Origin of the sequence: Hydrogenophaga sp. ZJX-1, from assembly GCF_048590325.1 — a bacterium.
Classification (GTDB): Bacteria; Pseudomonadota; Gammaproteobacteria; order Burkholderiales; family Burkholderiaceae_C; genus Hydrogenophaga.
The window spans coordinates 249,769-263,147 of sequence record NZ_JBMBRA010000001.1 but is presented as its reverse complement, the minus strand read 5'-3'; the positions used below and the strand labels follow the sequence as shown (position 1 = coordinate 263,147).

Here is a 13,379-nt window from a genome sequence, read left to right as displayed (position 1 = left end):
GTCAGGCCCTCCCCGGCCAGCTGGCGTACCAGCGTTTGAAGAGCTCGAACTGGGCGGTGGCGTAGTTCTTCTGGCTGTCCGACAGCGCATCGCTGGGGTTGAAGTGCAGGGCATAGGCCTTGTGGCCCTGCAGCACCATCAGGTGCTTGAAGTACAGCACCAGGTCCACGCCTTCGTCAAAAGACGACAGCACCGCCAGCGCCGCCTCCAGCTCTTGCGCGCGCTGGCGGGCCAGCACGTCGCCGCCGGCCGCCTGCTCGCACAGGGCCACCAGTTGCAGCACCTCCTTGGGCAGCACGTTGCCAATGCCCGTGATGGCGCCCTTCGCGCCGCAGTTGACAAAGCCGTGGAACACCTGCGTGTCCACCCCGACCATCAGCGTCACGCCCGCATCGCGCGACGTGATGTGCTCCGCCGCGTAGCGCAAGGAGGCCGCGCCACCGAACTCCTTGAAGCCGATCAGGTGGGGAAAGCGCGAGCGCAGCTCGAAGAACAGGTCGGCCTTGGTTTCGTAGCCGTAGTAGGGGCTGTTGTAGATCACGCTGGGCAGGTCGACCGCCGCGGTCAGGATGTCGGCGAAGTGCGCGCGCTGGGCCGCCGCCGAGTTGCCACGCGACAGCACGCGGGGAATGATCATCAGGCCTTTGGCGCCGCAGGCCTTGGCGTGCGCGGCCAGCGCGCTGGCGCGGGCCGTGTTCTGCGCCCCGGTGCCCACGATCACGGGCAGGCGTGCGCGGACCAGCCGCTCGACGCCTTCCATGCGCTGCTCGTCGCTCAACAGGGGCCAGTCGCCCATGGAACCGCAGTACACCAGGGCCGACATGCCGGCCTCAATGAGGTCGCGGCCGGTGCTGACCAGGGCGTCAAAGTCCGGTTGACGGTCGGTCGTGCAAGGGGTCATCAAGGCGGGAATCGTGCCGCCGAAGATATTCCGTTTCATGGGTGGGATGCTCCGTTCAAGTGACTGTTAAGCTGCCGGCAGTCTCGCAGTTTGGGCGCGCCACGTCTTGTCGGAAAGTGGGGTGCCGACTGGGGAAATTGCACAAACGGTCGGCCCCTGAATGCCATGGATGTTTCTCTGCCATCGCCCCTGTCACCAGGGCTCCTGATCGACCACGGGTTCTTCCGGGGCGACCTGCTGTTCGACCACGTGCCCGACACGGTGTTCTTCCTGAAAGACAGGCAAGGGCGCTACACGGCGGTCAACCACACCCTGGTCGGGCGCTGCGGCTTCGAGCACAAGGCGGAGCTGATCGGCAAGACAGCGGAACAGGTGTTCCCGCTCCCGCTGGGGTCCGGGTATTCGCAACAGGACCTGCGCATCCTGCAAGGTGGCCCCGCGATCAACGCTCAGCTGGAGCTGCACCTGTACGGCAACCGGAAACCGGGCTGGTGCCTCACCTGGAAGGTCGCGGTCACCGACACGCAAGGCCAGATCGTCGGGCTGGCCGGTCTGTCGCGCGACATCCAGCAGCCCATGGGCTCCACGAACGAGACGGCTGCGGTGTCGCGCGTCATCGAGCACGTCGCGCGGCACCTGGACTCACCGCTGCATCTGGAAGAACTCGCCGCCCTGGCCGGTCTGTCGGTGTTTCAGCTGGACCAGCGCATCCGCGGCCTGTTTGGTGTGACGGCGGGTCAATACGTGCTTCGGGCGCGCATCGAGCGGGCGTGCGACCTGTTGCGCCATTCGCGCGACCCGATCAGCGAGATTGCCCTGGCGTGTGGCTACGCCGACCAGGCCTCGTTCACACGCCAGTTCCGCAAATCGGTGGGGCTCACGCCGTCAGCGTACAGAGCAATGAACTGAAATCAGCGGGAGGCTGCGGCCGCATTCGGGAAGAACAGCTGCTCGCCGCCGATCTTGTAAGAGGCGATGGCCTTCTGCCCAGCGTCGCCCGTCACCCAGTCCACGAACTTCTGGCCTTCGGCGGTTTTCACCTGCGGGTGCTTGGCGGCGCTCACGAGCATCACTCCGTACTGGTTGAACAGGCGCCTGTCGCCCTCGACCAGCACCACCATGTCGGCGCGGTTCTTGAAGTTGAGCCAGGTGCCGCGGTCGGCCAGCACGTAGGCGCCACTGCTGGCGCCGATGTTGAGGGCGGGGCCCATGCCACAGCCGCATTCCTTGTAGCCCGAACCCTTGTTGGCATCGGTGTCGGTCATCTTCCAGAAGCGCAGCTCGGCCGCGTGGGTGCCGCTCTTGTCGCCGCGCGAGATGAAGGGTGCGTTGGCCGTGGCCACTTTCTTGAGCGCGGCCACGATGTCTGTGCCCTTGGTGCCCGCCGGGTCGGCCTTGGGGCCGATCAGCACGAAGTCGTTGTACATGACCTCCTGGCGCTTCGCGGCAAAGCCATCGGCCACGAATTTTTCTTCGGCCACCTTGTCGTGCACGAACAGCACGTCGGCGTCGCCGCGGCGCGCCATGTCGATCGCCTGGCCGGTGCCCAGCGCCACCACCTTCACATCGATACCGCTGGCTTTCTTGAACTCGGGCAGCAGGTAGCTGAACAGGCCCGACTGCTCGGTGGACGTGGTGGACGCCACGACGATGCTGCTTTGCGCCAGCGCGGCGGTGCTGGCCAGCAGGCCGACAGACACGATAACGGCCGTCACGCATGCAGCGGCCCAGCCCAGGGCACCGCCGGGCCGGCTTTGCCGGACGGCCAGTGCCGCTCCCTTGAGGGGGTCGCTCGAAGCGCGGTGAGGGTGTTTCAGATCGGTCTTCATGTGGTTTCTCCTTTGACAAAAGCACTGGCCTGCGGCGAACGTTGTTCGAGCAGGTCCTGGTTGAAGAAGTCGTGCACCGGCAGATCGGCCAGCACACGCCCCTGTTCGAGATAGATCACGCGGCTGGCCAGGCGCTTGACCTGGCCGAGGTTGTGGCTGGCCAGCACCAGCGTGGGGGGCCGTCGGCCAGGCGCGGGCAGCTCGTCGCCGAAGTCGGCGATCAGCGCCTCCACGTCGCGCTTGGCGTGCGGGTCGAGGCTGGCGGTGGGTTCGTCGAGCAACCACACGTCGGGCTGCAGCGCCCAGGCGCGCGCCAGCGCCACGCGCTGCTGCTGCCCGCCCGACAGCGCGCGGCCATTGCGGTCGGCCAGGTGCACGAGGTCAACACGCACGAGTGCCTGCTGCGCACGGCCGCGCGTCTGCGCCCAGGGCACGCCGCTCAGCCACAGACCGAGCTGCAGGTTGCGCCGCACCGACATGCGCAACATATGTGGCCGCTGGAACAGCATGGCGATACGCGAGGCCTGCGGCACCCGACGCTGCCCAGAAGCGATGGGCAGCAGGCCGTGCAGGGTGCGCAGCAACGTGCTCTTGCCACAACCGTTGGGACCGACCAGCGCCACGCGTTCACCGGCTTCGATCGTGAGCGTGATGTTGCGCAGCGCTTCGACCTGGGCCGCCGGGCCCAGGCTCACGTTCACGTCGAGCAGTTCCAGCACGGCGTCCTGACGCACCATCGCGCCGGCCATGCTGCCTTCGGTGGAGCGTTCGATCCTCATGTCGTGGCCATCCGCAGGTCGCCACCGTCCAGGTGTTCGCGCCAGCGGCGCAACAGCGCCACCAGGCTGTTGAGCAGCAACACCACGGCCAGCAACACGATGCCCAGCCCGAGGGCCAGCGGCAGGTCGCCCTTGCTGGTTTCGAGTGCGATGGCGGTGGTCATGACGCGGGTGAAACCTTCGATGTTGCCGCCCACGATCATCACCGCACCCACCTCGGCGATGGCGCGGCCAAAGGCGGTGATCAGCACCGTGAGCAGGGCGTAGCGCTCGTCCCATGCCAGCAGCAGGCTGCGCAGGCCCAGGCGGGCGCCGAGCGACGACAACTGCTCGCCATGGCTGCGGTCGACATCTTCCACCACCTGGCGCGTGAGCGCGGTGACCAGTGGCAGAACCAGGATGGCCTGCGCCAGCACCATGGCCTGAAAGCTGAACAGCCAGCCCAGGAAACCCAGCGGCCCCGAGCGCGAAAGCAGCAGGTAAACCACCAGCCCCACCACCACCGCCGGCACGGCCAGAAAGGTGTTGAGCAGCGTCAGCACCACGCCCCGGCCCGCAAAGCGCGACACCCCCAGCCAGGCGCCCAGCGCCAGCCCCAGGCTGCAGGCCAGCAGACAGGCCATGGCGCTGACGGCGAGTGAGCGCAGCACGATGGCCCAGAGCCCGGCATCGCCCGAGAGAATCAGTTGCAGCGCGGTTCCCGCGCTATCGGAAAAGGTGTTCATAGGGTGCGGACGAGCTTACGTGGCCGCCGGGGGTTTGAGAGTACGTAGTGACGCGGTATGAACCCGCGTGCATAGGAAGCGGGCCAGTGGTGATGGCGCTTGAGGCACACTCGCGCCCATGAGAAAGGTCGAGCTTTCGTATTCACTCACGGCCCAGGGCACGGACCGCACGCCCCACCATGCGCTGCTGCGCAACACCATGATGGACGTGCTGCACGCCGTACGGGAGCGGGGTTCCATCTCGGGCGCAGCACGCTTTCTGGGTCTGTCGTACCGCCACGTCTGGGGCCTGCTCAAGGCCTGGGAGACCGAGCTGGGCCAGGAACTGCTGGTGTGGGAACGGGGCCAGTCGGCCCTGCTCAGCCCGTTCGGCGAGCGCCTGCTGATGGCCGAGCGGCTGGCGCAGGCGCGCCTGGGGCCGCAGATGGAAAGCCTGCGTGCCGAGCTGGAGCGTGCCTTTGCGCTGGCGTTCGAGCCCGAAACCAGCGAAGCGGGCGCCGAAGTGCTGACGCTGTACGCCAGCCATGACCACGCCCTGAACGAACTGCAGGACATCGCTGCCAGCCCGGTGGCCGGCGCGACAGGACTGCACCTGGACATCCGCTTCTGTGGCAGCGTGGACGCCATCCGCGCGCTGAACGAAGGGCGCTGCGTGCTGGCGGGTTTTCACACCCAGCCGTTCGCCGACGCGACCAGCCTGAGCGCGCGCACCTACCGCCCGCTGCTCAAGCCGGGCACACACAAGATCATCGGCTTCGCGCGCCGCTCCCAGGGCCTGATGGTGGCGCCGGGCAATCCGCTGCGCCTGTGGGACATGCGCGACGTGGCCCGGCTGCAGGCCCGCTTCATCAACCGCGCCAAGGGCACGGGCACCCGGCTGCTGCTGGAAGAGTTGCTGGCACAGGCCGGCATGGCCCCGACCGATCTGCGGGGCTTTGACCGCGTGGAAAGCTCACACGCCGCCGTGGCACAGGCGATCGCCAGCGGCGACGGCGATGCGGGCCTGGGCACCGAATACGCGGCACGCAGTCAGGGCCTGGGCTTCGTGCCACTGACCGATGAACGCTACCTGCTGGTGTGTTTGAAGTCCGCGCTGGAACTGCCCGCGGTGAAGCGCCTGCTGGCGTTGCTGGGCAGCCAGGCGTGGCAGGCGCGACTCGACAGGTTGCCTGGTTACACCAGTGACCACAGTGGCGAGGTGGCCGCCATGAAACGCCTGCTGCCCTGGTGGCGGGCTTGACCCACCCCAGAGCTTGACCCACCCCCATCGCCGGCTCGCTCCGTGTAGCCGGCTCCGTCCCTCAAGGGGCAGCACCTGCTGCCTGGCAAAGCCAGTTCCGCGGTGCTCTGGGTTGAATTTCCCTTCGACTCAAAAGGCTTCCTTCTCGGCTTCCAGATACGCCAGGCTGGTGTACTTGCCGATGTTGCTGTCGAAGCCGTCCATGGTCTTGGCGCGGCTGGCGACCCGTGGATCGCTCATCACGAGTGTCTTGGCTCCATCCAGCGGAATGCCGTCTTTCACGGCCTGAACGCAAGGTTCCCAGATACCCTTCATGAAAGTGCCATAGGTGTCGAGCAAGTCCTTGCTGCCGCGACCATGGCCGGGCACCCACAACTGCTCACCCGCAGCCTTCTTGATCGCGTCGTAGTACTTGAAAGTGCCGGGGTAGGAGCCGTCGTCGATGTTGGCGATGCGGTTCGCCATGGCGATGTCGCCCACGTAGGTCAGCTTGTCCTGCACGATCTCGAAACACAGATCGGACGGGGTGTGGGCGCGGCCGTAGTGGTGCAGTTTGATCTGCACATCGCCGTAGTCGAACACCTGGCCATGTTCGACCACCTGGTTGGGCGCCACCACCTTGGTGCCCAGCGTCGCCTGGTTGGTCCAGCGCTCCATCAGGCTGCGCCAGAGATTGCCTTCATGGCCTGCGATCTGGTCGCGCGTGTGGGCCAGCGCGTGAATCGGCAGGTCGGCGCCATAGGCGTCGGCGAAGGCGTGGTTGCCCAGCCAGTGGTCGCCGTGGTAATGGCTGTTGAAGACCGCTATCACCGGCTTGGGCGTCACGGTCTTGATCATGCGGATCGCCATCTGGCCGATCTGCACCGAAGCGCCGGTGTCCAGCACCACCACGCCTTTCTGGGTGATGGCGAAGATGATGCTGGCCATCAACCCCTGGTTTTCCTGCGTCGGAAAGCCCTCTTTGGCGTACACCATCCAGACGTGTGGCGACAGCTGCTCGGGTTTCACATCGGGTACCGGCGGCCCTTCGATGAACTCGTGCACCTGCTGGGCAAAAAGCCTCACCTCAGGAACCAGGGCCAGCCCGGCCACCCCCAACCCCGCGCCCCCCATCATGCGAAGCCACGCGCGGCGACTGCGTGGGTTGGTGGGTGGATTGAGGGTGTTGCCGGCCTGTGCCGGTGTGGACCGTTGCTTCATGGGGTGTCTCCTGTCTTTGGATCATCAAATAAGCATGTGCTTATTTTTAATCATAAGACCGGAACCGCCAGGCAGGCAAGCGGGCCGGTGACAGGGTCAGGTCGGCAGACGCAGGGCGATCTCGGCCACGAGCTGGCGCGCCAGCTGCAGCTTGGAGGCCTTGGGCAGATCGGTGGTGCCTTGGGCATCCACCAGCAGCAGGGCGTTGTCGTCCTGACCGAAGGTGTCGGGCCCGATATTGCCCACCAGCAGGGGCACGCCCTTGCGTTCGCGCTTGGCCTGGGCGTTCGCCAGCAGATCGTGGCTCTCGGCCGCAAAACCCACGCAGAACAGCTGGTGGTTCTGGGCCCGGGCGCCCGAGGCAATACCGCCCAGGATGTCCGGGTTCTCGACAAAGGACAAGGTGGGCGCCCGGCCACTGCCGTCCTTCTTGATCTTTTCGTCAGCAGACTGCGCCGGGCGCCAGTCGGCCACGGCGGCGGCCGAAATGAACACCGTCGCGGTCTGGCTCAGCACGTTGAGCGTCTTCTGCATGTTCAGCGCCGACTTCACGTTGATGCGCCCCACCCCACGCGGCGTGGGCAGGCTCACTGGACCGGCCACCAGTGTCACGTGGGCGCCCGCTTCGTGCGCCGCGCGCGCAATGGCAAAGCCCATCTTGCCGCTGGAGAGGTTGGTCAGGCCGCGCACCGGGTCGATGGCCTCGTACGTGGGGCCAGCGCTCACCAGCACCTGCTGGCCCGCCAGCACCTTGGGGGTGAAAAAGCGCACCAGCTCGTACAGCAGCTCGTCGGGTTCCAGCATGCGGCCGTCACCCGTTTCGCCGCAAGCCTGATCGCCCACGCCGACATCCAGCACGGTCGTACCGTCGGTGCGCAGCTGGGCCACGTTGCGCTGCGTGGCCGGGTGCGCCCACATCTCGCGGTTCATGGCAGGTGCAAGGATCAGCGGCACCTTTTCCAGAGGCCGCGCCAGACACATCAGGCTCAGCAGTTCGTCGGCCCGGCCATGCAGCAGCTTGGCCATGAAGTCGGCACTGGCCGGCGCCACCAGGATCGCATCGGCCTCGCGGCTGAGGTTGATGTGCGGCATGTTGTTGTCCGAGCCACCGGACGTGCGCTGGTCCCACTGCGAAGTGAACACCGGGCGACCCGACAGCGCCTGCATCGTGACCGGCGTGATGAACTGCTCGGCCGCCTCGGTCATGACCACCTGCACGGAGGCGCCCTCCTTGATCAGGGCGCGACAGAGCTCGGCCGCCTTGTAGCAGGCGATGCCGCCCGAGAGGCCCAGGACGATGTGTTTTCCGGCGAGGTCGTTCATGACCTCAATGTATCAGTTTGTATGCGGTTTTGAACAGCGCTTGCAGGCACAATGCCCCCGACAGGCCTTGCACCCGCATCACTGCGAACCGCAGTGATAATCCCCCTGCAACATCAACCAGACCTACAGACACCGCCATGCGTATCGCTCCCGCACTTCGGACCATGGGCCTTTGCGCCGCCCTCGTGACACAGGCTGCCTGCGGCGGCGGATCGGATGACTCCGAGGTCACCCCGACCGGGTCGCCATTGCCCAATCTGGCGTTCATTGACAGCGACAGCTACTTCCCGCTGGACAAGCTAAAGGCCGACGGCAGTTACTTCGTGGGCAACGAGGCCGATTTCGGGCCACGAAACCCGGCCTATGCGGCCAACAACCGCACCGAATCAAAATGGGCCATCGACACCTCGGCCAGCGTGCCGGCTGGGCATACGCTGAGCTACAGCTTCAAGGTCACAGGCGTGAACGTTGGCGCGGCCGAAGTCGCGAGCCTGACCAGCAACCTCCGGATCCAGGCGGACACCGGCCTGATCACCCAGAGCTGCACGGGCTTTCCGAATTGCTACGACAACCACAGTGCCCAGGACCATGAATTCCAGATCACGGCGACGGCCAGTGTCAATGGAAACAAGGGTTCGCTGTCCCGCAACTTCAGGTTGCGCGTGCGGGCCAACAACTGAGCGTTCTCTGACGGTCGTTCGGCCCGGTCCCATCGGGCCGCAGGCCGGCCTGGTCCGTGGGGTGCCCTCTATAATCGGCATTTCCACCTCCTGCGAGCGACCGGCTCGCCCGAGACATGACCAAATTTGTGTTCGTCACCGGCGGTGTGGTGTCCTCCCTGGGCAAGGGCATCGCTTCTGCTTCCCTGGCTGCGATCCTTGAATCGCGCGGCCTCAACGTCACCCTCATCAAGCTCGACCCGTACATCAACGTGGACCCGGGCACCATGTCGCCCTTCCAGCACGGCGAGGTGTTCGTCACCGACGACGGCGCCGAAACCGACCTGGACCTCGGTCACTATGAGCGTTTCATCGAAACGCGCATGAAGAAGACCAACAACTTCACTACCGGCAAGATCTACCAGTCGGTGCTGGAAAAAGAACGCCGCGGTGACTACCTCGGCAAGACGGTGCAGGTGATCCCGCACGTCACCAACGAGATCCAGGAATTCATCAAGCGCGGCGCCGGCATCGGCACACCCGACGCGGTGGACGTGGCCATCGTTGAAATCGGCGGCACGGTGGGTGACATCGAGTCCCTGCCTTTCCTTGAAGCCGTGCGCCAGATGAGCCTGCGCATGGGGCCGAACAACACGGCCTTCGTGCACCTGACCTACCTGCCCTGGATCGCGGCCGCCGGCGAGCTGAAGACCAAGCCCACGCAACACACGGTGCAGAAGCTGCGCGAGATCGGCATCCAGGCCGACGCCCTGCTCTGTCGCGCCGACCGCCGCATTCCGGAAGAAGAGCGCGCCAAGATTTCGCTGTTCACCAACGTGCCCGAGTGGGGCGTGATCAGCATGTGGGACGTGGACACCATCTACAAGGTGCCGCGCATGCTGCACGAGCAAGGTCTGGACGGCCTGATCTGCGACAAGCTGCGCCTGAACACGCCGCCCACCAGCCTCAAGCGCTGGGACAGCCTGGTGCACGAAACCGAACACCCGCAAGGCGAAGTCTGCATTGCCATGGTCGGCAAGTACGTCGATCTGTCCGACAGCTACAAGTCGGTCAACGAGGCCCTGCGCCACGCCGGCATGCGCAACCACGTGCGCGTGAAGATCGATCACGTGGACTCCGAGACCATGGAAGGCGCCGACGCCGTGGACAAGCTCGCGCAGTACGACGCCATCCTCGTGCCGGGCGGCTTCGGCCAGCGCGGCGTCGAAGGCAAGATCAACACCGCCCGCTTCGCCCGCGAACACCAGGTGCCTTACCTCGGCATCTGCCTGGGCATGCAGGTGGCCACCATCGAGTACGCCCGCCACGTGGCCGGCCTCGCAGGCGCCAACAGCACCGAGTTCGATCCGGCCACCCCACACCCGGTGATCGCTCTGATCACCGAATGGAAGGACGCCGATGGCAGCATCCAGACCCGCAGCGCCAGCTCCGATCTGGGTGGCACCATGCGCCTGGGCGCCCAAAGCTCCGACGTCGAGACCGGCACCCTGGCCCACAGCATTTATGGCGACGTGGTCACCGAGCGCCACCGCCACCGCTACGAGGCCAACGTCAACTACCTCGAGCGCCTGCGCAAGGCTGGCCTGGTGATCTCCGCGCTCACCCAGCGCGAGCAATTGACCGAAATCGTGGAGCTGCCCAAGGCTGTGCACCCCTGGTTCATCGGCGTGCAGTTCCACCCCGAGTTCAAGTCCACGCCCTGGAACGGACACCCCCTCTTCAACGCCTTCGTCAAGGCCGCGGTGGAACACCAGCACAGCCGCCAGACCGCCCTTGCCGCGTAACGGAACGCCCTCATGAAACTCTGCGGATTCGATGTCGGTCTGGACCAGCGCTTCTTCCTGATCGCCGGCACCTGCTCGATCGAAGGTCTGCAGATGTCGCTGGACGTGGCCGGCCAGCTCAAGGAAGCCTGTACATCGCTGGGCATTCCGCTGATCTACAAAGGCTCGTTCGACAAGGCCAACCGCTCTTCGGGAACCAGCCAGCGCGGCGTGGGCATCGATGCCGGCCTGAAGATCCTCGATGAGGTGCGCCGCCAGCTGGGCCTGCCGGTGCTCACCGACGTGCACGACACCTCACACGTGGCCGAAGTGGCCAGCGTGGTGGACGTCCTGCAGACGCCCGCCTTTCTGTGCCGCCAGACCGATTTCATCCGTGCCGTGGCGCAGTCCGGCAAGCCGGTGAACATCAAGAAGGGCCAGTTCCTCGCGCCCTGGGACATGAAAAACGTGATTGACAAGGCCCGCGATGCTGCAAGGGAAGCCGGCCTGTCCGAAGACCGTTTCCTGGCCTGCGAACGTGGCGTGAGTTTTGGCTACAACAACCTGGTGGCCGACATGACCAGCCTGGCCGAGATGCGCAAGTCCGGCGCGCCGGTGGTGTTCGACGTGACCCACTCGGTGCAGAAGCCGGGTGGCCTGGGCTCGGTCAGTGGCGGTGCCCGCGAGATGGTGCCGGTGCTGGCCCGTGCGGGTGTGGCCGCCGGGGTCGCAGGCCTGTTCATGGAAACCCATCCCAAGCCCGCCGAGGCCTGGTCGGACGGCCCCAATGCGGTGCCGCTCCAGCACATGAAGGCGCTGCTCGAAACACTGGTGGCGCTCGATGCCGTCATCAAGAAAACACCACTGCTGGAGAACAACTTCCAATGAGCGAAGCGCCGGGCCGCCCCAAGCAAGCTCGCACCGCAGCCCGTGAGGGCGAAGGTTCAACACCTTGTGCGTACATCATTGCGGAAGTGACCGTCACCAACGAAGAGCAGATGAAGATCTACCGCGAATGGAGTTCGCGCGCCATGACGGAATTTGGCGCCGAGACGCTGGTCCGCGGCGGTCGCATCGAGCCCCTCGAAGGCGACTGGCATCCGCAGCGTGTGGTCGTGCTCAAGTTCAAGGATCTGGCCACCGCGCAAGCCTACTACCACTCCGAAACCTATACCCATGCCCGCCAGTTGCGGGAAGGTGCGGGCTCGATCCGCATGTTTGCTGTCGAGGGCGTCTGAGCGTCCTCGTCTTTTTGTTTTGTTGATCCAAAGGTTGAAAACATGAGTGCAATCGTTGATATCGTCGGCCGTGAAGTCTTGGACAGCCGCGGCAACCCCACCGTCGAATGCGACGTGCTGCTGGAGAGCGGCGTGATGGGCCGTGCGGCCGTGCCATCGGGCGCCTCCACCGGCAGCCGCGAAGCCATCGAGCTGCGCGACGGTGACAAGAGCCGTTACCTTGGCAAAGGCGTCTTGAAAGCCGTCGAACACATCAACACCGAAATCTCCGAAGCCGTGCTGGGCCTTGACGCTTCCGAGCAGGCCTTCCTGGACAAGACCCTGATCGACCTCGATGGCACCGACAACAAGGGTCGCCTGGGTGCCAACGCCCTGCTCGCTGTGTCCATGGCCGTGGCCCGCGCCGCCGCCGAAGAAGCCGGCCTGCCCCTGTACCGCTACTTTGGTGGCATGAGCGCGGTGCAGATGCCCGTGCCGATGATGAACGTCATCAACGGCGGCGAACACGCCAACAACAACCTCGACATCCAGGAGTTCATGATCATCCCCGTGGGGGCGCCGAGCTTCCGCGAAGCCCTGCGCTACGGCGCCGAGGTGTTCCATGCGCTGAAGAAGATCCTGCACGACCGCGGCATCAGCACGGCCGTGGGCGACGAAGGCGGTTTTGCCCCCAACGTGGACAACCACGAAGCCGCGATCCAGATGATCCTGGAAGCCATCGACAAGGCCGGTTTTGTGGCTGGCGAGCAGATCGCCCTGGGCCTGGACTGCGCCGCTTCCGAGTTCTACAAGGATGGCAAGTACCAGCTGGCCGGCGAAGGCATGAGCCTCACCGCCCAGGAGTGGACCGACATGATGGCCAACTGGGTCGACAAGTACCCCATCATCAGCATCGAAGACGGCATGGCCGAAGGCGACTGGGACGGCTGGAAGCTCATGACCGACCGCCTGGGCAAAAAAGTGCAGATCGTCGGCGACGACCTGTTCGTCACCAACACCAAGATCCTGAAAGAAGGCATCGACAAGGGCATCGCCAACTCGATCCTTATCAAGATCAACCAGATCGGCACGCTGACCGAAACCTTTGCCGCCATCGAGATGGCCAAGCGCGCCGGCTACACCGCCGTGATCTCGCACCGCTCGGGCGAGACCGAAGACAGCACCATCGCCGACATCGCCGTCGGCACCAACGCCGGCCAGATCAAGACCGGCTCGCTGTCGCGCTCGGACCGCATGGCCAAGTACAACCAGCTGCTGCGCATCGAGGAAGATCTGGGCGACGTGGCCGTGTACCCGGGTCGCGCTGCCTTTTACAACTTGAAGTGATGTCTGCGGGCCTCTTGCAACGATAGACTCCTGCCACCATGGGTTCACGCTTCATCCCCGCCCTGCTGATCACGCTGCTGCTTGTGCTGCACGCGCAGCTCTGGTTCGGTCGGGGCAGCGTGCCCACGGTGTCCGGCATGAAGCAGGAGCTGGCCAAGCTGGAGCGAAGCAACCGCGAGGCCACACTTCGCAACGACCAGCTGGCCAGCGAGGTGCGCGACCTGCAGGAGGGCCTGGACATGGTGGAAGAGCTGGCCCGGCAAAACCTGGGCATGGTCAAGCCCAACGAGGTCTTTGTCCAGATCGCGCAGACACGGCCCTGAGCCGGTCATCCATCCCTCGTCGCGCATCACCGCCACCATGCATCGTTGAACG

Annotated in this window: 14 protein-coding genes; 8 read left to right on the top strand and 6 right to left on the bottom strand. The window is 65.3% G+C overall.

What is annotated here, in order from left to right; all coding sequences use genetic code 11:
* Window position 1: 1 nt before the first annotated feature.
* On the bottom strand, window positions 2-940 hold the full coding sequence (locus tag ACN5W5_RS01325) for a dihydrodipicolinate synthase family protein (protein ID WP_420046805.1): 939 nt from the start codon (window positions 938-940) through the stop codon (window positions 2-4).
* A 126-nt stretch (window positions 941-1,066) separates the two neighbouring features.
* Between ACN5W5_RS01325 and ACN5W5_RS01320 the strand changes: the two genes are divergently transcribed.
* On the top strand, window positions 1,067-1,810 hold the full coding sequence (locus ACN5W5_RS01320) for a helix-turn-helix domain-containing protein (protein WP_420046804.1): 744 nt from the start codon (window positions 1,067-1,069) through the stop codon (window positions 1,808-1,810).
* A gap of 2 nt (window positions 1,811-1,812) precedes the next feature.
* Here ACN5W5_RS01320 and ACN5W5_RS01315 read toward each other — a convergent pair whose 3' ends face one another.
* The 3 genes from ACN5W5_RS01315 to ACN5W5_RS01305 are packed head-to-tail and all read right to left on the bottom strand — an operon-like array spanning window position 1,813 to window position 4,234.
* A complete protein-coding gene (locus ACN5W5_RS01315; protein WP_420046803.1) occupies window positions 1,813-2,730 on the bottom strand; it encodes an extracellular solute-binding protein in 918 nt (305 codons plus the stop codon).
* Window positions 2,727-3,467, bottom strand: coding sequence for a phosphate ABC transporter ATP-binding protein (locus tag ACN5W5_RS01310; RefSeq protein WP_420047418.1), 741 nt, complete (start codon window positions 3,465-3,467; stop codon window positions 2,727-2,729). The genes ACN5W5_RS01315 and ACN5W5_RS01310 overlap by 4 nt, the downstream gene beginning before the upstream one ends.
* Window positions 3,468-3,505: 38 nt before the next feature.
* Complete coding sequence (locus ACN5W5_RS01305) at window positions 3,506-4,234, bottom strand: ABC transporter permease (protein WP_420046802.1); 729 nt, start codon at window positions 4,232-4,234, stop codon at window positions 3,506-3,508.
* Between the two features lie 118 nt (window positions 4,235-4,352).
* Here ACN5W5_RS01305 and ACN5W5_RS01300 point away from each other — a divergent pair, with 118 nt between their 5' ends.
* Window positions 4,353-5,474 carry a substrate-binding domain-containing protein gene (locus ACN5W5_RS01300; protein WP_420046801.1) on the top strand — a complete coding sequence of 374 codons (1,122 nt, stop codon included), beginning with the start codon at window positions 4,353-4,355 and terminating at the stop codon, window positions 5,472-5,474.
* Window positions 5,475-5,603: 129 nt separating this feature from the next.
* Here the strand turns inward: ACN5W5_RS01300 and ACN5W5_RS01295 are convergent, their stop codons facing one another.
* Complete coding sequence (locus tag ACN5W5_RS01295) at window positions 5,604-6,674, bottom strand: MBL fold metallo-hydrolase (RefSeq protein ID WP_420046800.1); 1,071 nt, start codon at window positions 6,672-6,674, stop codon at window positions 5,604-5,606.
* 96 nt (window positions 6,675-6,770) lie between these two features.
* Window positions 6,771-7,997, bottom strand: coding sequence for a bifunctional phosphopantothenoylcysteine decarboxylase/phosphopantothenate--cysteine ligase CoaBC (gene coaBC, locus ACN5W5_RS01290; RefSeq protein ID WP_420046799.1), 1,227 nt, complete (start codon window positions 7,995-7,997; stop codon window positions 6,771-6,773).
* A gap of 137 nt (window positions 7,998-8,134) precedes the next feature.
* Between coaBC and ACN5W5_RS01285 the strand changes: the two genes are divergently transcribed.
* The 6 genes from ACN5W5_RS01285 to ACN5W5_RS01260 all read left to right on the top strand — a co-directional run bounded on the left by ACN5W5_RS01285 (window position 8,135) and on the right by ACN5W5_RS01260 (window position 13,327).
* A complete protein-coding gene (locus tag ACN5W5_RS01285) occupies window positions 8,135-8,677 on the top strand; it encodes a hypothetical protein (protein WP_420046798.1) in 543 nt (180 codons plus the stop codon).
* 116 nt (window positions 8,678-8,793) lie between these two features.
* Entirely contained in the window at window positions 8,794-10,461 is a 1,668-nt protein-coding gene (locus ACN5W5_RS01280) for a CTP synthase (protein WP_420046797.1), read from the top strand.
* 12 nt (window positions 10,462-10,473) lie between these two features.
* Entirely contained in the window at window positions 10,474-11,328 is an 855-nt protein-coding gene (kdsA, locus tag ACN5W5_RS01275; RefSeq protein ID WP_420046796.1) for a 3-deoxy-8-phosphooctulonate synthase, read from the top strand.
* Window positions 11,325-11,678, top strand: coding sequence for a DUF1330 domain-containing protein (locus tag ACN5W5_RS01270; RefSeq protein ID WP_420046795.1), 354 nt, complete (start codon window positions 11,325-11,327; stop codon window positions 11,676-11,678). Before kdsA ends, ACN5W5_RS01270 begins: the two co-directional genes overlap by 4 nt.
* 42 nt (window positions 11,679-11,720) lie before the next feature.
* The gene (eno, locus tag ACN5W5_RS01265; protein WP_420046794.1) at window positions 11,721-13,004 is read left to right on the top strand and encodes a phosphopyruvate hydratase; all 1,284 of its coding nucleotides are present in this window, start codon (window positions 11,721-11,723) and stop codon (window positions 13,002-13,004) included.
* 38 nt (window positions 13,005-13,042) lie between these two features.
* Window positions 13,043-13,327 (top strand): FtsB family cell division protein, encoded by a 285-nt coding sequence (locus ACN5W5_RS01260; RefSeq protein WP_420046793.1) that lies wholly within the window; start codon window positions 13,043-13,045, stop codon window positions 13,325-13,327.
* Window positions 13,328-13,379: the final 52 nt, after the last annotated feature.

Excerpts from the sequence above, each read along its gene's own strand:
- ACN5W5_RS01315 (WP_420046803.1), bottom strand. The coding sequence starts at position 2,730 with ATGAAGACCGATCTGAAACACCCTCACCGCGCTTCGAGCGACCCCCTC.
- ACN5W5_RS01280 (WP_420046797.1), top strand. The coding sequence starts at position 8,794 with ATGACCAAATTTGTGTTCGTCACCGGCGGTGTGGTGTCCTCCCTGGGC.
- ACN5W5_RS01325 (WP_420046805.1), bottom strand. The coding sequence starts at position 940 with ATGAAACGGAATATCTTCGGCGGCACGATTCCCGCCTTGATGACCCCT.
- ACN5W5_RS01305 (WP_420046802.1), bottom strand. The coding sequence starts at position 4,234 with ATGAACACCTTTTCCGATAGCGCGGGAACCGCGCTGCAACTGATTCTC.
- kdsA (WP_420046796.1), top strand. The coding sequence starts at position 10,474 with ATGAAACTCTGCGGATTCGATGTCGGTCTGGACCAGCGCTTCTTCCTG.
- coaBC (WP_420046799.1), bottom strand. The coding sequence starts at position 7,997 with ATGAACGACCTCGCCGGAAAACACATCGTCCTGGGCCTCTCGGGCGGC.
- ACN5W5_RS01270 (WP_420046795.1), top strand. The coding sequence starts at position 11,325 with ATGAGCGAAGCGCCGGGCCGCCCCAAGCAAGCTCGCACCGCAGCCCGT.
- ACN5W5_RS01300 (WP_420046801.1), top strand. The coding sequence starts at position 4,353 with ATGAGAAAGGTCGAGCTTTCGTATTCACTCACGGCCCAGGGCACGGAC.
- ACN5W5_RS01285 (WP_420046798.1), top strand. The coding sequence starts at position 8,135 with ATGCGTATCGCTCCCGCACTTCGGACCATGGGCCTTTGCGCCGCCCTC.
- ACN5W5_RS01310 (WP_420047418.1), bottom strand. The coding sequence starts at position 3,467 with ATGGTGCGTCAGGACGCCGTGCTGGAACTGCTCGACGTGAACGTGAGC.
- ACN5W5_RS01295 (WP_420046800.1), bottom strand. The coding sequence starts at position 6,674 with ATGAAGCAACGGTCCACACCGGCACAGGCCGGCAACACCCTCAATCCA.
- eno (WP_420046794.1), top strand. The coding sequence starts at position 11,721 with ATGAGTGCAATCGTTGATATCGTCGGCCGTGAAGTCTTGGACAGCCGC.
- ACN5W5_RS01260 (WP_420046793.1), top strand. The coding sequence starts at position 13,043 with ATGGGTTCACGCTTCATCCCCGCCCTGCTGATCACGCTGCTGCTTGTG.
- ACN5W5_RS01320 (WP_420046804.1), top strand. The coding sequence starts at position 1,067 with ATGGATGTTTCTCTGCCATCGCCCCTGTCACCAGGGCTCCTGATCGAC.